This window comes from Streptomyces sp. NPDC015139 (assembly GCF_043079785.1).
In the GTDB taxonomy this organism is placed as follows: domain Bacteria; phylum Actinomycetota; class Actinomycetes; order Streptomycetales; family Streptomycetaceae; genus Streptomyces; species Streptomyces albidocamelliae.
Map to the genome: position 1 here is coordinate 263,599 of NZ_JBIBUW010000011.1, position 17,250 is coordinate 280,848.

17 protein-coding genes are annotated in these 17,250 nt (G+C 70.8%); 3 read left to right on the forward strand and 14 right to left on the reverse strand.

The window, feature by feature from the left end; genetic code table 11:
* Window positions 1–3: 3 nt before the first annotated feature.
* The 3 genes from ACF08B_RS28340 to ACF08B_RS28350 all read right to left on the reverse strand — a co-directional run bounded on the left by ACF08B_RS28340 (window position 4) and on the right by ACF08B_RS28350 (window position 1,881).
* Window positions 4–1,173 (reverse strand): cysteine desulfurase family protein, encoded by a 1,170-nt coding sequence (locus tag ACF08B_RS28340; RefSeq protein WP_392319974.1) that lies wholly within the window; start codon window positions 1,171–1,173, stop codon window positions 4–6.
* Between the two features lie 206 nt (window positions 1,174–1,379).
* On the reverse strand, window positions 1,380–1,658 hold the full coding sequence (locus ACF08B_RS28345; RefSeq protein WP_093474514.1) for a DUF4190 domain-containing protein: 279 nt from the start codon (window positions 1,656–1,658) through the stop codon (window positions 1,380–1,382).
* Window positions 1,659–1,713: 55 nt separating this feature from the next.
* A complete protein-coding gene (locus tag ACF08B_RS28350; protein ID WP_392319975.1) occupies window positions 1,714–1,881 on the reverse strand; it encodes a hypothetical protein in 168 nt (55 codons plus the stop codon).
* A 145-nt stretch (window positions 1,882–2,026) separates the two neighbouring features.
* Here ACF08B_RS28350 and ACF08B_RS28355 point away from each other — a divergent pair, with 145 nt between their 5' ends.
* Entirely contained in the window at window positions 2,027–2,653 is a 627-nt protein-coding gene (locus ACF08B_RS28355; RefSeq protein ID WP_392319976.1) for a TetR family transcriptional regulator, read from the forward strand.
* Between the two features lie 59 nt (window positions 2,654–2,712).
* On the opposite strand, the gene ACF08B_RS28360 is transcribed toward ACF08B_RS28355, so the two are convergent.
* On the reverse strand, window positions 2,713–3,081 hold the full coding sequence (locus tag ACF08B_RS28360) for a hypothetical protein (protein WP_392319977.1): 369 nt from the start codon (window positions 3,079–3,081) through the stop codon (window positions 2,713–2,715).
* 128 nt (window positions 3,082–3,209) lie between these two features.
* Window positions 3,210–4,199, reverse strand: coding sequence for a helix-turn-helix transcriptional regulator (locus tag ACF08B_RS28365; RefSeq protein WP_392319978.1), 990 nt, complete (start codon window positions 4,197–4,199; stop codon window positions 3,210–3,212).
* A gap of 102 nt (window positions 4,200–4,301) precedes the next feature.
* Between ACF08B_RS28365 and ACF08B_RS28370 the strand changes: the two genes are divergently transcribed.
* Entirely contained in the window at window positions 4,302–4,901 is a 600-nt protein-coding gene (locus ACF08B_RS28370) for a TIGR03086 family metal-binding protein (RefSeq protein ID WP_392319979.1), read from the forward strand.
* Between the two features lie 16 nt (window positions 4,902–4,917).
* On the opposite strand, the gene ACF08B_RS28375 is transcribed toward ACF08B_RS28370, so the two are convergent.
* Window positions 4,918–5,781 (reverse strand): thioesterase family protein, encoded by an 864-nt coding sequence (locus ACF08B_RS28375; RefSeq protein ID WP_392319980.1) that lies wholly within the window; start codon window positions 5,779–5,781, stop codon window positions 4,918–4,920.
* A gap of 141 nt (window positions 5,782–5,922) precedes the next feature.
* Between ACF08B_RS28375 and ACF08B_RS28380 the strand changes: the two genes are divergently transcribed.
* The gene (locus ACF08B_RS28380) at window positions 5,923–7,242 is read left to right on the forward strand and encodes an alpha/beta hydrolase (protein WP_392319981.1); all 1,320 of its coding nucleotides are present in this window, start codon (window positions 5,923–5,925) and stop codon (window positions 7,240–7,242) included.
* Here ACF08B_RS28380 and ACF08B_RS28385 read toward each other — a convergent pair.
* The 8 genes from ACF08B_RS28385 to ACF08B_RS28420 all read right to left on the reverse strand — a co-directional run bounded on the left by ACF08B_RS28385 (window position 7,151) and on the right by ACF08B_RS28420 (window position 17,052).
* Window positions 7,151–7,810, reverse strand: coding sequence for a trimeric intracellular cation channel family protein (locus ACF08B_RS28385; RefSeq protein WP_392319982.1), 660 nt, complete (start codon window positions 7,808–7,810; stop codon window positions 7,151–7,153). The two genes, ACF08B_RS28380 and ACF08B_RS28385, sit on opposite strands and share 92 nt — an antisense overlap.
* A 47-nt stretch (window positions 7,811–7,857) precedes the next feature.
* Complete coding sequence (locus ACF08B_RS28390; protein ID WP_392319983.1) at window positions 7,858–9,249, reverse strand: M1 family metallopeptidase; 1,392 nt, start codon at window positions 9,247–9,249, stop codon at window positions 7,858–7,860.
* 100 nt (window positions 9,250–9,349) lie between these two features.
* The gene (locus tag ACF08B_RS28395; protein WP_392319984.1) at window positions 9,350–10,942 is read right to left on the reverse strand and encodes an ABC transporter ATP-binding protein; all 1,593 of its coding nucleotides are present in this window, start codon (window positions 10,940–10,942) and stop codon (window positions 9,350–9,352) included.
* The gene (locus tag ACF08B_RS28400) at window positions 10,939–12,033 is read right to left on the reverse strand and encodes an ABC transporter ATP-binding protein (RefSeq protein ID WP_093474531.1); all 1,095 of its coding nucleotides are present in this window, start codon (window positions 12,031–12,033) and stop codon (window positions 10,939–10,941) included. Before ACF08B_RS28400 ends, ACF08B_RS28395 begins: the two co-directional genes overlap by 4 nt.
* Window positions 12,030–13,037, reverse strand: coding sequence for an ABC transporter permease (locus ACF08B_RS28405; RefSeq protein WP_093474533.1), 1,008 nt, complete (start codon window positions 13,035–13,037; stop codon window positions 12,030–12,032). The genes ACF08B_RS28400 and ACF08B_RS28405 overlap by 4 nt, the downstream gene beginning before the upstream one ends.
* Before the next feature lie 72 nt (window positions 13,038–13,109).
* Window positions 13,110–14,882: an ABC transporter substrate-binding protein gene (locus tag ACF08B_RS28410; protein ID WP_392319985.1), complete on the reverse strand. Its 1,773-nt coding sequence runs from the start codon at window positions 14,880–14,882 to the stop codon at window positions 13,110–13,112.
* 34 nt (window positions 14,883–14,916) lie between these two features.
* Window positions 14,917–15,915: an ABC transporter permease gene (locus ACF08B_RS28415; protein ID WP_392319986.1), complete on the reverse strand. Its 999-nt coding sequence runs from the start codon at window positions 15,913–15,915 to the stop codon at window positions 14,917–14,919.
* 351 nt (window positions 15,916–16,266) lie between these two features.
* Window positions 16,267–17,052: an enhanced serine sensitivity protein SseB C-terminal domain-containing protein gene (locus ACF08B_RS28420; protein ID WP_392319987.1), complete on the reverse strand. Its 786-nt coding sequence runs from the start codon at window positions 17,050–17,052 to the stop codon at window positions 16,267–16,269.
* Between the last annotated feature and the right edge of the window lie 198 nt (window positions 17,053–17,250).

A 17,250-nucleotide genomic window follows, 5' to 3' on the forward strand; every position in this document is an offset into this window, starting at 1 on the left:
CGTTCAGCTGAGGCCGGCCGCCCGTGCGCGCTCCACGGCCGGGCCGATCGCCTTGGCGACCGCTTCGACGTCCGCCTCGGTGGAGGTGTGGCCGAGCGAGAAGCGCAGGGTGCCGCGGGCCAGGTCCGGGTCGGTGCCGGTGGCGAGCAGCACGTGGCTGGGCTGGGCCACGCCCGCGGTGCAGGCGGAGCCGGTGGAGCACTCGATGCCCTGGGCGTCCAGCAGGAGCAGCAGCGAGTCGCCCTCGCAGCCGGGGAAGCTGAAGTGCGCGTTGGCCGGGAGGCGACCTTCGGGCGCCGGGTCCCCGCCGAGGATCGCGTCCGGTACGGCGCCGCGCACGGCGTCGACGAGCTGGTCGCGCAGGGCGCCGATCTCCCGCGCGAACCACGCGCGCTGCCCGGCGGCCAGCCGGCCGGCGACGGCGAAGGAGGCGATGGCCGGCACGTCGAGGGTGCCGGAGCGCACGTGCCGTTCCTGGCCGCCGCCGTGCAGGACGGGGACGGGGGTGTACTCGCGGCCGAGGAGCAGGGCGCCGATGCCGTACGGGCCGCCGACCTTGTGGCCGGAGACGGTCATCGCGGCGAGGCCGGAGGCGGCGAAGTCGACCGGGACCTGCCCGAAGGCCTGCACCGCGTCGGCGTGCAGCGGTACGTCGAACTCGGCGGCCGCTTCCGCCAGTTCACGGACCGGCATGACCGTGCCGATCTCGTTGTTGGCCCACATCACGGTGGCCAGGGCCACGTCCTCGGGAGCGCGGGCGATCGCCTCGCGCAACACCTCGGGGTGGACGCGGCCGTGGGGGTCGACGGGGAGGTACTCGACCGTGGCGCCCTCGTGTTCGCCGAGCCAGTGGACGGCGTCGAGGACGGCGTGGTGCTCGACGGGGCTGGCGAGGATGCGGGTGCGGGCCGGGTCCGCGTCGCGGCGGGACCAGTACAGGCCCTTCACGGCGAGGTTGTCGGCCTCGGTGCCGCCGGAGGTGAAGACGACCTCACTGGGGCGGGCGCCGAGCGCTTCCGCGAGGGTCTCGCGGGATTCCTCGACCGTACGGCGGGCCCGGCGGCCGGAGGCGTGCAGGGAGGACGCGTTGCCGGCGATGCTCAGCTGGGCGGTCAGCGCCTCTGCCGCCTCCGGGAGCATCGGGGTCGTGGCGGCGTGGTCGAGGTAAGCCATGGTGTGGCCGATTCTACGGGGCCCTTGTGGTCGGCTTCGGCGGCACCTGGGGCTGCGCCCCGCCTGAGCCGCACCGGGCTCCGTGGTGGCGTGCCCGGCACTGTCGGCCGTGCCACCCTGCGCAACGACTGTCCACAGCGGGCGGGGGCGGTGGGGTGCCCCGTCGTCCTCGGGGCCGCCTCCTGCGCGTGGGGGTCAGGGCGCGGTCACAGGCTCCAGGAGACCGTGTGGGAGATCTGCATCGCCGTCAGCAGGACGGCCAGGTCGGCGATGCCCAGGGCCAGGCCCAGGTAGGCGCGGCCGCGGCGGCTCGTGCCGCGCCAGAGGGCGACGACGGCCAGGGCGATGGCGACCGGGCCGAGGAAGACGTTGAGGACGAGCAGGCCGAGGAGGCCCAGGATGAAGGACGCGACGGCCATGCCGTCGGCGTCGCGGGTGCGCGGGCGGGTGTCGGTGCGGCCGGTGGCCGGTGCGGTGAGTTGCATGACGCTCAGCTCCTGAAGTCCTTTCGTGACGGTCGGTCGGCCGTGTGCGGCACGGTCAGTCGACCGAGGTGCGGCGACGGCGGCCGTGGCGCTCGCGGATCGCGAAAACGCCGAGCCAGACGGCGATGACGGCGGCCAGCAGGCCGGTGACGGTCAGCGGTGCGTGGGCCACGGTGCCCAGCACCACGCCGAGCAGCATGAGTGCGGCGACGAGGAACAGCATGGGATCAGATCCCCCCTCCGAGATGCCTCGTGTCGAGCCGTTGTGAAGTTTGGGTGAACAGTTGTAGTAACAGTTGTTCACTGACTTCGAGTCTAGCGCGTCCCACGGCTTTTCAATTCCAGAGAACAGTTGTTAACTGGATGACATGAGTCACACCCTCGGCATCCGGCAGGCCCAGAAGCAGAAGACCCGGCAGGCGTTCCTCGACGCGGCACTCGCGCTGCTGGAGGAGCAGAGCCTGAGCAGCCTGGGCCTGCGCGAGGTCACCCGGGCGGTCGGGGTCGCCCCGACCGCCTTCTACCGGCACTTCCGCTCGACCGCGGATCTCGGCGTGGCCCTGGTCGACGAGGCGCTGGGCAGCCTGCACCCGATGGTGCGGACGACCGTGTCCACGACCGGCGACAGCGAGGAACGCATCACGCGGGCCATCGAGTTGATCGCCCACCACGTGGACGCCTATCCGGCGCACGTCCGGTTCATCGCCCGGGAGCGGCACGGCGGGGTGCAGCCGGTACGCGCGGCCATCCGGGAGCAACTCGCCCGGTTCGCCGAGGAGGTGAAGGCCGAGCTGGCCAAGGACTCCGAGGCGGCGGACTGGGACGACGACGACCTGCTGATGCTCGCGCACCTCTACGTCGACCAGATGCTGATCACCGCCTCCCTGTTCCTGGAGGCGCTGGAGGCCCCGGAGGAGGAGCGGGAGCGGGTGACCCAGCTCGCCGCCCGCCAGCTGAGGCTCATCAGCATCGGCCGCAACCACTGGCGGGACTGAGGCCCGCGCTCCCGAAGCGGCCACCCCGCCCAGCCCCGCTCCCGATGCGGCCGCGCCGCTCAGCCCTGTTCGGCCGCTCCCCCGGTCCGGCCTCCCGCCCGTCCGTCGCCCGAAGCGCCGCAGCCCCCGGCCTGCCCCGCGCCCGGGCCGCCCCGACCGCCGGGCGCGCCGCTCGGCACACCCGTGGGTATCCCGCTGGGCATGCCGGTCGGCCCGCCCGCGGCGGCCCCCGACGGCGCACCGGACGGAGCCCCGCTCGGCCTGCCGGACGCGCCGCCCGTCGGCATGCCGGACGGTGCCCGGCAGTCGCGCTGCCCGCCGGAGTCCTGGGTGGTGGAGGCGGACGAGCCGCCGGAGCCGCACGCGGTCAGCAGCAGGGGGGACACGGCGAGAAGGACGACGGCGGGGAGAATCCGGGCACGCTTCATGAGAGTCAGCTCCGAGATCGATGAGTTGGTCCTGGGGCCTGCACTCGATCAACGGCGCGTGGGACGTCCCTGGGAGCGCCCTGTCCGCACCCTGTCGAACAGGCAAAGCGCGTCCCAAGTGCCCTCCTTCATCCGGGGTTTTTGTCGCCGTCGGGGGACGCGCCCCGGTACAGGGCCGTGACGGCGCGGGCCCCCGCCAGCAGCTCCGCGCGGGCCTCGGGCGGGTCCAGGACCTCCAACCGGTCCGAGAAGGCGAGGAGTTGCCGCACCGCGCGCAGCACCGGGTACGACAGCCGGGCGATCACCCACTCGCTCTCGCCGTCGTCGCCGGGCAGGGCGGTGAGCTGGGCGGCGGCCATCCGCTGGAACATGTCGAGATGCTCGCGCCGCAGCCGGACGGTGACCTCGACCCCGTTCTCCCGGTCCTCCACCTGACGGCGCAGCATCTCCCAGACGTCGGCCAGTTCGATGCCCTTCCGACGCCGTACGGGGTCGTCCAGCAGCCGGGCCGAGCGCACCCGGTCGGCCCGGAACAGGCGCGGGGCGCCGCGCCGGTCGGCGACCAGGTACCAGACCCCCGCCTTGGCCACCAGCCCGTAGGGGTCCACGGTGTACGCCCGCGGCTCCCGCTCCCCGCTGTGCCGGTAGCGCAGCCTGAGGCGCCGGTCGGAGAAGACCGCGTCCTGCAGCACCTCCAGGTCGACGGCCTGTCGCGGCCCGCTCCGCCAGCGGGTGGCGTCGACCAGGATCCGGCGGCTGGTCACCTCGGCGGCGGGCCGGTACGGCGCCGGGAGCGCGGCCATCACCTTGCGCAGGGCGGAACCGAGCGCCGCGTCGAGCCCGAGCGCGGCGTGGGCGCCCTGGGCGGCCAGGATGAACAGGGCGCGGGACTCGTCGGCGGTCAGGCCGGTGACGTCCGTGCGGAAGCCGGCGAGGAGTTCGATGCCGCCGTGCCGGCCGCGTTCGGCGTAGACGGGGACGCCCGAGGCCGACAGCGCCTCGACGTCCCGGTAGATGGTGCGGACCGAGACCTCCAGCCGGCCGGCGAGTTCGTGTGCCGGCACCCGGCCCCGGGTCTGGAGGAGCAGCAGGATCGACAGCAGACGGTCGGACTTCACGCCCCCACACTCCCGCCTCCGCGAAGTCCCGCGCAAATGTTGACGGAAGTTGTCAGGTTATCCGGGGATGCTCCTCCTACCGATCACGAGGGAGACATCACGATGACCACCACCGGATTCACCGATCCGCGCCCCGTCTACACCCGTGCCACCGAGCAGGCGGCGGAGATCATCAAGGCGGTGCGCCCCGAGCACCTCGACGCCCCCACGCCGTGTACCGAGTTCGACGTACGGTCCCTGCTGAGCCACGTCGTCGGTGGCACCCGGCGGATCGCGGTCGTCGGCGAGGGCGGCGACGGGCTCGCCGTGCACCCGACCGCCGACGGCGTCGCGGACGACGGCTGGGCGGCGGCGTACGAAGAGGTACGGGTGCGCGTGCTGAAGGCCTGGGAGAGCGACGAGCGGATGACGAGCGCGGTGCGCGTGCCCTGGGGCGAGGTCCCCGGCCACGCGGCGCTGTCGGGCTACGTCATGGAGATCGTCACCCACACCTGGGACCTCTCCGAGGCGATCGGGCACCCGCGGGAGCTGGACCCCGAACTGGCCGAGTTCGCCCTGGCCAACGCCCGCAGGGTGCTGCCCGACTCCCGGCCCCGCGACGCGGCGACGCCCTTCGCCGAGCGCCGGGAGGCGTCCGACGGGGCCGGCCCCTACGAGCGGCTGGCGGCCTGGCTGGGGCGTACACCGCTCCGCCGGAGCTGAGGCCCCGGGACCCGGATCAGCCGAGCCGCGCGCGGGCCAGCTGGCGGGACTGGGCGACCAGGCGGTCCTCGGAGTCCCAGACCTCGGCGTCCTCCTCCAGGAAGCCGCCGGCCAGGTTGCGGGTGGTGATCGACACCCGCAGCGGGCCGGGGGCCGGACGGTGGCGCACGTGGACGGTGAGTTCCACGGTGGGCACCCAGCCCTTGAGGCCGATCTCGAAGGCGGTGGGCGGGAGGGCGTCCACCGCCAGGAGCAGGGAGAGGGGGTCCGCGTCGCGGCCGTCGGCGAGGCCGAACCAGGCGCGCATCTCCCCCTTGCCGGACGGTGCCCCGAGGGCCCAGCCGAGGGTCGCGGGATCGAGCTTGAGCATCAGGCGGTCGGTGATCGCGGAGCTGCCCTCGACCGGGGTGGGGCCGTCCTCGGGGCCGAAGCACTGGTCCATGGGCGGGATCGCCGGCGGCTTCGCGGTCGTACGGACGTCGTCGGGCAGGGTGCCGAGGTCGCCGTAGGAGGCGAGGACGCGGATGCGTTCGACCTCGTTGCCCTCCTCGTCGTACTGGAGGAGCGAGGCCTGGCCGGTGGAGAGGGTGCGGCCGGTGCGGACCGTCTCCGTGCGGACGACCGCCGGGCCCGGCTGGGAGGCGGTCAGGTAGTGCGCGGAGATGGTGAAGGGGTCCGGGTGCGGGAGGGTGTCCGCGAGGGCCCTGCCGAGCACGGCCAGCAGGTAGCCGCCGTTGACGGCGCTGATGATGGTCCAGCCGGCCGAGAGGTCGATGTCGTAGACGCCGGGCGCGCGCCGGGTCACCGCGGTGTCGCGGTCGAACTCGCCGGCACCGATCACGGCCCGCGAAGGAGCGGAGGCGGAAGCTGCTTCTGGCATGGGTGAACGGTACAACAGCAAACTACTAAGCGGTAGCTTTTTGGCCCGGCACCTCGTCGCCAAGGTGAGGATCCGGCAATTTCCCGGTAAGTGTCCGGACACGTCCACAACCCGGAGCCGGGAATTCCCCTCTAGGGGGACATGAGCCTCACCGGGACTCCGTTCCTCTGCACGACCATCGCCCTGTCCGTGGTCGCTCTCGTGCTGCCGCTCCTGACGTGGTCGCGGATGCGCGGGCCCCGGCCGCTGCGGCTGGCGGCGCGGACACTGATGCTGCTGTTCGCCCAGGGCACGGCGGTCACCCTGGTCTTCGTCCTGGTGAACAACCAGAACGCCCTGTACGACAACTGGGCCGACCTCCTCGGCACCGGCGATCACGTCCAGCAGGCCGCGGACCTCGGGGGCGACGGCACCGGCGGGATAGCGGTGCAGCGGCTGCCCAGGGTCGAGCAGACCTTCACGGCGGCCGACGGACCCGGCATGCGCGCGGCCGGCGGAGTACGCGTCACCCAGCTCAGGGGCCGGGTCTCGGGCGTGAACGCCGAGGTCTACGTGTGGCTGCCGCCCCAGTACGACGACCCGGCCCATCGCGGCAAGAGGTTTCCGGTCGTGGAGCTGCTGCCGGGCTACCCGGGATCGGCGAAGGCCTGGTTCGGTTCACTGCGGGCCCATGAGCAGCTGCTGCCGCTGATGCGGAGCGGGCAGGTCGCGCCGTTCATCCTGGTCGCGCCGCGCACCAACCTGCTGGCCGGCGTCGACACCGGCTGCGCCAACATCCCGGGCCAGGTCAACGCCGACAGCTGGCTCAGCATCGACGTGCCGAAGATGGTCACCGACAACTTCCGGGCCCAGCCGGCACCGCAGGGCTGGGCGGTGGCCGGGTACTCGGCGGGCGCGCACTGCGCGGCCAAACTGGCCGTGGCCCACCCGGACCGGTACCGGGCCGCGGTGAGCATGTCCGGGTACGACGACCCGATCGGCGAGCGCAACTCCCTCGCCGCCCAGACCCCCGCCCTGCGCGCCGCGAACAATCCGTACCTGCTCCTGCGGAAGGCACCCGTACCGCCCCGGATCGCGCTGTACCTCTCCGGTCAGCCCGGCGACGGCTACGAGGCGGGCACGGCCCTGCAGTCCGCGGCCAGGGCGCCGACCACCGTGCACGTGGTGTTCGTACCGCGCAGCGCGGGCGGCCACAACATGGCGCTGTGGCGGCCGCAGGTCACCCCGGTCTTCCGCTGGCTGACCCTGGAGATGGGCCAGGGCCGCGCCGGAGGCCGGGTGGGCGCCGCGGACGGCCCCGTCGGCTCCCTCCCGGGGGACACCGGGTTCCTCACCGGGACCGCCGCCGGGGCCCGTCGACCGGCCGGGGCTACTCCTCGGTCACCGTCGACCGGCGGTTCCACGCACGCGGCGCTCGCCAGTGGAACCGCATCGCGAGCAGCCGCAGCACGAAGGCCATGACGACCGCGAGCCCGCTGGTGAGCGGGGTCAGGGCGTCATAGCGGATGAACAGCACGACCATCGAGGCGCCGACGACGGCGGGGACGGCGTACAGATCGCGGTCCCAGCGCAGCAGCGACGGCACCTCGTTGGCGAGCACGTCCCGCAGCACGCCGCCGCCGACGGCGGTGGCGAGGCCCAGCGTCGCCGAGGCGGTCAGGCCGAGGCCGTAGCTGTACGCCTTCGTGGTGCCGCTCACGGCGAAGAGGCCGAGACCGGCGGCGTCGAAGACGAGCACGCCCATCTGGATCCGCTCCACGTGCGGGTGCAGGAAGAAGACGACGAGCGTGGCGAGCAGCGGGGTGAGGAAGTAGCCGAGGTCGGTGAAGGCGGCCGGCGGAACCGCTCCGATGACCAGGTCGCGGAACAGCCCTCCGCCCAGCGCGGTGACCTCGGCGAGCACGGCGATGCCGAAGACGTCGAAGTTCTTCCGGACGGCCAGGAGCGCGCCGGAGATCGCGAACACGAAGATGCCGATCACATCGAGCGTGTGCTGGACGGAGGGACTGAAGAGTTGCTGGAGCTGCACCCTGACATTCTCACCCAACGGAGCGGGTGAACCTTACAAAGCCAGGCTTACAGGGCCGGTTTCCCTGTGGTGAACAGCCAGGCGTCGAAGAGGTCGTCCAGCTGCTGCCCGCTGACCCGCTCGGCGAGGCGGATGAAGTCGGCGGTGTCCGCGTTGCCGTACCGGTGGAGCCTGGTCCAGGCGGGCAGCAGGCGGAAGAAGGCCCGGTCCCCGATCCGCTCGCGCAGCGCCTGGAGGGTCATCGCGCCGCGCTGGTAGACGGCGGAGGCGAACATCGTGTCGCGCTGCGGGTCGGCCACCTTGATCTGCCAGAAGGCGGAGCCGGCGGGACGGGAGTCGTAGCCGGCGCGGAAGGAGTCGTGGGCGGAGCGGGTGCCCTGGTGCTCGGCCCACAGCCACTGGGCGTAGGTGGCGAATCCCTCGTTCAGCCAGATGTCCTTCCACTGCGCCACGCTCACCGAGTCGCCGAACCACTGGTGGGCCAGCTCGTGCACGATGGTCGACTCGCTGCGCACGGCCGAGTAGGCGGGCTTGCTCTGCACCTCCAGCGAGAACCCGGCCTCGGGCATGTCGTCGACGATCGCGCCGGTCTCCTCGAACGGGTAGGGCCCGAAGACCTGGGACCAGTAGTCCGTGGCGGCCGCGGTGACGGCGTACACGTCGACGCTGTTGCCGTTCTTCAGCACCGGGTCGACGGCGACGTAGATCGGGGTGCCGCCGGGGGTCCTGCCGGTGCGTACGTCGAACTTGCCGATGGTGGCCGTGGCGAGGTAGGTCGCCATCGGCCTGCGCTCGCGCCAGTGGGTGTACGTCGAGCCGCCCCGGTCGTACGTCGACACCAGCCGGCCGTTGGAGACGGCGGTCAGGCCCTTCGGGGCCTTGACGCGGATGTCGTAGGTGGCCTTGTCGGAGGGGTGGTCGCTGGACGGGAACCAGGTGGAGGCGGCGTTGGGCTCGCAGGCGACGAAGACGCCGTCACCGGTCTTCATCCAGCCGTAGTCCGACCCGAACACGATGGGGCCGTTGAGCGGTCGGGGTATGCCGCCGTAGGTGACGCTCACCGTGAAGTGCCGTCCGGCGCGCAGGTAGCGGCGCGGGGTGACGGTGATCTCGTCGCCGTCCCGTGTGAACGCGGCGCGTCTGCCGTCGACTTCGACGCGGCTGACCTCCAACTGCCGGAGGTCGAGGTCGAAGGACGAGAGGTTCTGGGTGGCGCGCGCGGTGAGGGTGGCACGGCCGTCGAGGCGGCCGGTGTCCGGGGCGTAGGCGAGGGCGAGGTCGTAGTGGCGGGCGTCGAAGCCGCCGTTTCCGAGTTCGGGGAAGTAGGGATCGCCGATGCCCGCCGTGCCCGGGGTGGGGGCGGAGGAGGCGGCGATGACGAGGAAGGAGGCCGCCGCGGTCGCGAGGGCCCCCAGACGTGCCGAACGGGAGAGTGCCATGAGTCGTCCCTTTCGAGCATGTGCCGGTCAGTGGACTGACACGGACGACTCTGCGCTCTCCCGTTCAGGCATGTACATGACTTTGCCGACTTGTCATGTGCTACTTGTCGGTTGACTCCTGGGAGTCGGATCCGGAGTCGGCGTCGGCCGCGGCCTCCGCCCCGGACTCGGCGTCGCGCTCCGCCTCGGCCTCACGGCCGGCCTGCTCGGCGACGGCCTCCGGCTCCGCGGCGGGAGCGTCGGAGGCGGCACCGGCCGACGCCTCGGGCGCGCCGTCGGCCGCGGGTTCGGCCTTCCCGGTGGAGACCTTCGCCCCGGGACCGGTCTTCGCGCCGGACTCCGCGACGGCCTCGGCAGCCGCTTCCTCCTCGGCGACGGGCTCGGCCTCGGCCTTGGCCTCGGCAGCGGACTCAGCCTCAGGCTCCGCCTCCGCCTCGGGCTTGGCCTCGGCAGCAGGCTTCGCCGCGACGGCCGTCTCCTCGGCAGTGGCCGTCTTCTCGGCGGCGGCCGTCTCGGACACCGCCGCCTCCTCGGCCGCCGGCTCCTCCGCCGCCGAACCGCCGGCGGTGATCGCGTCCGGGACCAGCTCGGACGCGGCCTTCGCCACCGACAGCAGGACGGTGTCCTGCGGAGCCTGGTCGGCGAAGTTCTCCGGGTGGTGGCACGCGACCCGCTGACCCGGCTTCAGCTCGACGAGCTGCGGCTCGGTCGTCTTGCAGATCTGCGTCGCCTTCCAGCACCGGGTGTGGAACCGGCAGCCGGACGGCGGGGCGATCGGCGAGGGCACGTCGCCGCGCAGCAGGATGCGCTCGCTCTTCTGCCCCCGGCGCTTCGGGTCCGGCACCGGCACGGCCGACATCAGCGCGTTGGTGTACGGGTGCATCGGCGCCTCGTACAGCGAGGTGCGGTCGGCGAGCTCGACGATCTTGCCGAGGTACATCACCGCGATGCGGTCCGAGACGTGCCGCACCACGGAGAGGTCGTGGGCGATGATCACGTAGGTGAGGCCGAGTTCCTCCTGGAGGTCGTCCATGAGGTTCACGACCTGCGCCTGGATCGACACGTCCAGGGCGGACACCGGCTCGTCCGCCACCACGAGCTTCGGCTTGAGGGCGAGCGCGCGGGCGATACCGATGCGCTGGCGCTGACCGCCGGAGAACTCGTGCGGGTAGCGGTTGTAGTGCTCGGGGTTGAGACCCACCAGTTCGAGGAGCCGCTGGACCTCCTTCTTCACCCCGCCCTCGGGCTCGACGCCCTGCAGCCGGAAGGGCGCGGAGACGATCGAGCCGATGGTGTGCCGGGGGTTCAGGGAGCCGTACGGGTCCTGGAAGATCATCTGGATGTCGCGGCGCAGCGGGCGCATCCGCCCGGTGCTCAGCCGCGTGATGTCCTGGCCCTCGAAGGTGATCCTGCCGCCGGTCGGGTCCTGGAGGCGGGTGATGACCCGGCCCATGGTCGACTTGCCGCAGCCCGACTCGCCGACCACGCCCAGGGTCTCGCCCTTGCGCACCTCGAAGTCGATGCCGTCGACCGCCCTCACGGCGCCGACCTGGCGCTGCAGGATGCCCTTCTTGATCGGGAAGTGCTTGGTCAGGCCCTCGACCCTGAGCAGCACGTCACGCTCTTCCGGGGACGACGCCTGCTTCGGGACCGTGGCCTCGGCGACGGTGTCCGTCTTCTTGGTCTCACTCACAGCTTCGGCGCAATCTCTTCGGTCCAGATCCGCTGACGGTCCTCCGCCGAGAGGTGGCAGGCGGACCAGTGCCCGGTGCTCACCAGCTCCAGCTCGGGGCGCACCGTGCGGGTGACGTTCCCCTTGGGGATGTCCGCGTACGGGCAGCGCGGGTGGAAGGCGCAGCCCGAGGGGACGTTGATGAGGCTCGGCGGCTGGCCCTTGACGGGGATGAGCCGTTCGGAGGTGTCGCGGTCGATACGGGGCATCGAGCCGAGCAGACCCCAGGTGTAGGGGTGCTGCGGCTGCTCGAAGACCTGGTCCGCCGGACCGCGCTCCACGCACCGGCCGCCGTACATCACGAGGACGTCGTCGGCGATCTCGGCGACCACACCGAGGTCGTGGGTCACCATGATGACCGCGGAGCCGAACTCCTTCTGCAGATCCCGGATCAGATCGAGGATCTGCGCCTGGACGGTCACGTCGAGTGCGGTGGTCGGCTCGTCCGCGATGAGCAGCTCGGGGTTGTTCACCAGCGCCATGGCGATCATGGCGCGCTGGCGCATACCGCCGGAGAACTCGTGCGGGTAGCCGTCCACCCGCTTGGCCGGCTCGGGGATGCCGACCCGGTCGAGCATCTCGATGGCCCGCTTACGGGCGACCTTCCTGCTGACGTTGTGGTGCACCCGGTAGGCCTCGACGATCTGGTCGCCGACCTTGTAGTACGGGTGCATCGCGGACAGCGGGTCCTGGAAGATCATCGCCATCTCGCGGCCGCGGAGCTTGCGCACCTCGTCCGGGGCGGCGGAGACCAGTTCCTTGCCGTCCAGCCAGATCTCGCCGGACATCTGCACGTTCTTGCCGCGGGTGCCGAGCCGGTGCAGGCCCATGATGGCCTGCGAGGTGACCGACTTGCCGGAGCCGGACTCGCCGACGACGGCGAGGGTCCGGCCCTTCTCCAGCGAGAAGCTGAGTCCGTCGACGGACTTGACCAGGCCGTCGTCGGTCGGGAAGTGCACCTTGAGGTCGCGGACCTCGAGGAAGGCCTCGGGCGCCTTGCGGGCGGAGGTGGGCTCCCCCACCGCGGCACCGGTCTTGGAGAGTTCGGTCACGAGAGCCTCACCCGCGGGTCGGCGGCGGCGTAGAGCACGTCCACCAGGAGATTTGCGAAGACGACGAAGAATGCGGCGAGCAGGGTCACGCCGAGGATCTTGGGCAGGTCGTTGTCGGTGATGCCCTGCACCGCGTACTGGCCGATGCCGGGCAGCGAGAACACCGACTCCGTGATCACGGCGCCGCCGAGCAGCAGACCGAGGTCCATGCCGAAGACCGTGATGATCGGGGTGAGGGCGGCCCGCAGTCCGTGCCGGGTGACGACGGTGCGCTCCCGCAGGCCCTTGGCGCGGGCCGTGCGGATGAAGTCCTCGTTCATCGTCTCCAGCATGCCCGAGCGGGTGAGCCGGGCGTAGATCGCGGAGTACAGCAGGGCGAGCGAACACCACGCCGGGAAGAGGGTGTTGGCCCACTGGGAGGGGTTCTCGGTGAACGGGACGTAGGTCTTGCCGAAGATCGGCCACTGATAGGTGAAGAGCAGGATCGCCAGGTTTCCCGTGAAGAACATGGGCAGCGAGACGCCGGTGAGCGCGATGCCCATGAAGGCCCGGTCCAGGACCGAACGCGGCTTCAGTGCGGAGACGACGCCGGCCACGACACCCGAGACCAGCCACAGCACGGCGGCACCGACGGCCAGCGAGAGGGTGATCGGAAGTCGGGAGGTCAGCTCCGGCCACACGGCCTGGTGGTTCTTGAACGAGTAACCGAAGCAGGGTGCGTCGCAGTGCACCGTGGTGGGGCCGAGGTCGTAGGTGGCGCCGGCCACGATCCCCTTGATGAAGTGCCAGTACTGGACGTAGACGGGCTGGTCCAGACCGAGGTTGTGCTTGACAGCGGCGATGTCCGCCGGGGACGGGCTCTTGCCGATGTACTGCTGCGCCAGCTGGTCCGCTGTCTGGCCGGCAAGCCGTGGCAGCAGGAAGAAGATGGCGAAGGTGACCGCGGAGACGACCAGCAGCAGGATCACTGCCGCGAACGTCCGGCGGAGGATGTACGAGATCACGGGGACCGGCGCTGGTGCCCGCGGGCCGCGAAGCCCGCGGGCACCAATGCCTTCACCTGCCTTCCGGGGCTGCTACTTCGACGCGACGCCGATGTTGAGGTAGTCGTACTGACCGCTGAAGGCCGCCGTGGAAACCAGGTTGGTGTAGTTCTGCGGGCGGGCGAGCAGGACCTTGAAGTAGGTCAGCGGGACGAGGACGGCATCGTCCATGGTCTTCTTGTCGATCTGCGTGTAGAGGCTGTTGCGCGCGGCGTCGTCCTGGGTGCCGATCGCCTTGCCGAGCAGAGCGTTGACGTCCTTGTTGTCGTACTGCGACAGGTTGGTGTTACCGGACTGGCTGATCGCCTTGCCGTTCAGGATCTGCTGCAGGAAGCCGTAGCCGGAGGGCCAGTCGGCACCCCACTGCATCATCTCCAGGCCGATGTTCTGCTTCTTGGTGAACTTCGGCACACCCGCGTAGTCGGTGAAGTACTTGCCCGACGGGAACTGCTTCAGGCTGGCGTTGATGCCGACCTTCTTCAGCGAGTTGATGATCGCCGTGGCGGCGTCGATCTCCTGCGGACGGTCCGAACGGGCCGAGATGTTCGTCGAGATCGACGACTTGCCGCAGGCCTTGAGCTGCTCCTTGGCCTTGGCGACGTCACCCTTGTTGCCGGCGGTCGCGTAGGCGTCGGCCTTCTCGTAGCCCGGGATGTCCGGAGGCAGGACCGTGGAGGCGATGTCACCGCGGATCGGGCCGCCCTCGGCGGTCTGCACCGAGACCTTGTCGATCGCGAACTGCACGGCCTTGCGGCACTCGACCTTGTCGAACGGCTTCACCGTGGTGTTGATCGCCATGTAGACCAGGCGGCCACCGTAGGTGTTGTCGGTGTTGGCCTTCTTGTCCGCGTCGGTGAGCACCTTGGCCTGCGTGGAGGCCTGGACACCCGTACCGGCCAGGTCGATCGCGTCGCCGGCGAGGACGTCCTGGTCGATGGTCTCCGGGTTGACCTTCAGCTTGACGACGATCTTTTCCGGCAGCTGCTTGCGCAGCGGGTCGGTCTTCGCGTCCCACTTGTCGTTGCGCACGAGCACGGCCTGCTTGCCGTCCTCGTAGCTCTGGAACTTGTAGGAGCCGGAGGACACGATGTTCTTGACGTAGTCGACGCCCTTGTCCTTCGCCTGGGGCACCGGAGCCGTCTGCGGGGCGGCGACCAGGTAGTCGAACTCCTGGAAGGCCTGCTTCAGGTGGAAGACGATCGTGGTGTCGTCCGGCGTCTCGATGGAGGACAGGCCCTTGCCGCTCTTGTCCTTGTAGGGGCCCTTGTACTTGTCGCCGTCGGCCATGAACTGCTGGAAGTAGTTCGGGCCGAGGGAGAGCACGTCACGCGCGAAGTTCGAGCGCTCGACGGCGTACTTGACGTCCTTCGACGTGATCGCCGTGCCGTCCTCGTACTTCAGGCCCGCACGCAGCTTGTACGTCCAGGTCTTGCCGCCGTCGCTCGGGACACCCTTGCTCGCCGCGAGGTCCGGGACGAGGGTGTTGCCCTTCTCGCCCGCGCCGGGCTGGAACGTCATCAGCGGGCGGGCGTACAGCCGGCTGAGGTTGTACATGTACGCGTAGTACGTGTTGCCCGGGTCGAACGAGTCCGGGACGTCGGACAGCTCGTAGGTGAGCGTCCCGCCCTTCTTGTCGGAGGCGTTGACGACGTCCTTGGTCGCGGCGTTGGCCCCGGCCGACTTGGTGCCGTTCTCGTTCTTGTTGTCATCGGCCTTGCTGCAACCCGCAAGAAGCAGGCTGACGGAGCCGATGGCCGCGATCGCGGCCAGCGCTGACCTTCGCATGATGGGCGCTTTCCCCTCCATTGTTGGAAACTTTTCGGGCTCTCCGCCGCCGGCGTCAGCGGCTGCGTGGGTCGAGAGCATCGCGCAGACCGTCACCCAGCAGGTTGAACGCCAGGACGGTCACGAAGATGGCGAGACCGGGAACGATCATGTACTGCGGGTCGACCTGGTAGTACGTGACCGCTTCGCGGAGCATGCCGCCCCAGGACGCCTGCGGGGGCTGGATGCCGACGCCGAGGAAGCTCAGGGACGCCTCGAAGAGGATGTTGGTCGGAATGAGCAGCGTCGAGTAGACGATGATCGGGCCGACCAGGTTGGGCATCAGCTCCCGGAAGAGGATGTACGGGGCCTTGGCACCCATGCCGCGGGAGGCGTCGACGAACTCGCGCTCCCGCAGGGCGAGGGTCTGCCCGCGGACGATCCGGCCCAGGTAGGGCCAGTTGAAGAAGCCGATGACGAAGATGAGCACGCTCAGGTGGAGCGGGAGCCCGTTGAGGCCGAACGCGCCGCCCTGCAGGGTCGCGGAGATGGCGATGGCGAACAGCAGGAGGGGGAAGGCCAGGAACGTGTCCATGAGCCGGCTGATCACGTTGTCGACGCGGCCGCCGTAGTAGCCGGCGATGACACCCATGATCGCGCCGATCACGTTGGACAGGACGGTGGCGCCGAAGGCGACCACCAGCGACACCCAGGAGCCCTCCAGGACGCGGGTGGCGATGTCACGGCCGAACTTGGGGTCCACGCCGAGCGGGTGGTCCGCGCTCATGCCGCCCCAACTGCCCTTGGGCAGCGAGGTGTCCGGGGTGATCAGGTCCTGGTTGAAGGCGTTGGGGTCGAGCCCCAGGGCGGCCTGGAGGGGGCGCGAGAGGATCGCGAGGAGGATCAGCAGGATCACGATGATGCCGCCGGCGACGGCGACCTTGTCCTTCTTGAACCGGGTCCAGGCGATCTGACCCAGAGAACGACCCTCGATCTGCCCCTTACCGGCACCCGCGAGCACAGCCTCCGGCTGTGCCTCGGCTGCCGCCCCGGTGGTCTCGATCGGTGCGGTCACGGTGAGCGACCCCTCTCGCCGGTGGTGACCGGCCTGCGCCTGCCGCGGATTGCGGCTTTGTCGACTTGCCATCGATCACGAGGTCTCGACCTCGCGTCTGAGTCGCGAGTCTTCAGCGTGGCCGCGATCACCCGCCAGATGTGGCGGCGAAAGTATGCGCAACCGTGATGCAGTGCGGGGGATTCCGTTATCCGAACAGTGGGTAACGGCTCTCGGACGCGGGCCAGTTGTGGCGGAACGGGGAATTTGCGCGATTTGGGGCGTACGGCTGACGTCTACGCGCGCAGAAGCACTCGGTCCGCGCAAATCCTGCGTTCCGGCGTCAAGGAGCGGGGTGCCGGGACGAGTTGATCAGTAGCCGCCGTGCACCGGCGGATAGCCGTATCCCGCGGCCGGCGCCTGCGGCTGCGGAGCGGCCTGCAGCTGGGGCTGGGGCGGGGCCGCGTGGGCCTCGCGGTCGTAGAACGGGCGCGCGTTCGCCCGCATCCACATCACCACCGGGTCGTACTCGTCGGTCATCGCGACCGTCGACACCGGCAGCCCCTCCGGGACCGCCCCGACGGACTGCTGCATCATCCCGCGGACCGAGTCGACCGCGGCGGGCGAGGTGTCGTACACGTCCAGGCCGAGGGCGAGGTACGGCGCCCCGAGCGCCGGCTGCACCCAGGCGCGGCGCAGGGAGCGCAGGGCCGGGGTGCGGTGGGCGTTCTGCGCGAGCAGGGCGTAGAACTGCGGGATCTCGATGGTGGGTTCGGCGAGCCGGAGCGGGCCGGCGGGCTGCCGGTCCAGTCCGGTGGCGATGCGGCGCAGGTCCAGCCAGGGGATGCCGACGCCGCCGCCCCGGGCGTGCGGGTTGAGCCAGAGACCGTAGTGGTCGGGATAGAGGGTGCGGGCCACGTCGAGCCCGTCGACCACTTCGTACGAGCGGTTCCAGCCGCTGGCCGACAGCTCCTGGGCGGAGGTGACACAGGGGGCGTAGTGGAAGCCGTCGACCTCCATGTCCCCGTACTGGGCGTCCGGGGAGCCGGCCTGGCCGTGCCACAGGAGCATCCAGATCTGGCCGGAGGAGGGGGTGACGAGGGCGCGGAGCAGGGCCTCGTAGGCGTCGTAGCGTCCGGGCGTGACCTGGCGCAGCATGTTTTCCACGCTGCCGCTTGGGCTCGCGCTCACCTGTCTTACCGCCCCTCCGATTGTTTCCCCGCGTGTGGGGACAGCTTAAGCGCCCAGGAGCCCGGGGCCTCGTGTTCGTGCGCGGGTGCGGGTGGGTGGTGGGGCCACGCGCCCCGCGGCGGCGGCGCCCGCCGGACGCGGCCGCGCGCTCCCGGGATCGCCCGC

Excerpts from the sequence above, each read along its gene's own strand:
- ACF08B_RS28355 (WP_392319976.1), top strand. The coding sequence starts at position 2,027 with ATGAGTCACACCCTCGGCATCCGGCAGGCCCAGAAGCAGAAGACCCGG.
- ACF08B_RS28380 (WP_392319981.1), top strand. The coding sequence starts at position 5,923 with ATGAGCCTCACCGGGACTCCGTTCCTCTGCACGACCATCGCCCTGTCC.
- ACF08B_RS28340 (WP_392319974.1), bottom strand. The coding sequence starts at position 1,173 with ATGGCTTACCTCGACCACGCCGCCACGACCCCGATGCTCCCGGAGGCG.
- ACF08B_RS28350 (WP_392319975.1), bottom strand. The coding sequence starts at position 1,881 with ATGCTGTTCCTCGTCGCCGCACTCATGCTGCTCGGCGTGGTGCTGGGC.
- ACF08B_RS28410 (WP_392319985.1), bottom strand. The coding sequence starts at position 14,882 with ATGGAGGGGAAAGCGCCCATCATGCGAAGGTCAGCGCTGGCCGCGATC.
- ACF08B_RS28370 (WP_392319979.1), top strand. The coding sequence starts at position 4,302 with ATGACCACCACCGGATTCACCGATCCGCGCCCCGTCTACACCCGTGCC.
- ACF08B_RS28375 (WP_392319980.1), bottom strand. The coding sequence starts at position 5,781 with ATGCCAGAAGCAGCTTCCGCCTCCGCTCCTTCGCGGGCCGTGATCGGT.
- ACF08B_RS28360 (WP_392319977.1), bottom strand. The coding sequence starts at position 3,081 with ATGAAGCGTGCCCGGATTCTCCCCGCCGTCGTCCTTCTCGCCGTGTCC.
- ACF08B_RS28420 (WP_392319987.1), bottom strand. The coding sequence starts at position 17,052 with ATGCTGCGCCAGGTCACGCCCGGACGCTACGACGCCTACGAGGCCCTG.
- ACF08B_RS28345 (WP_093474514.1), bottom strand. The coding sequence starts at position 1,658 with ATGCAACTCACCGCACCGGCCACCGGCCGCACCGACACCCGCCCGCGC.
- ACF08B_RS28390 (WP_392319983.1), bottom strand. The coding sequence starts at position 9,249 with ATGGCACTCTCCCGTTCGGCACGTCTGGGGGCCCTCGCGACCGCGGCG.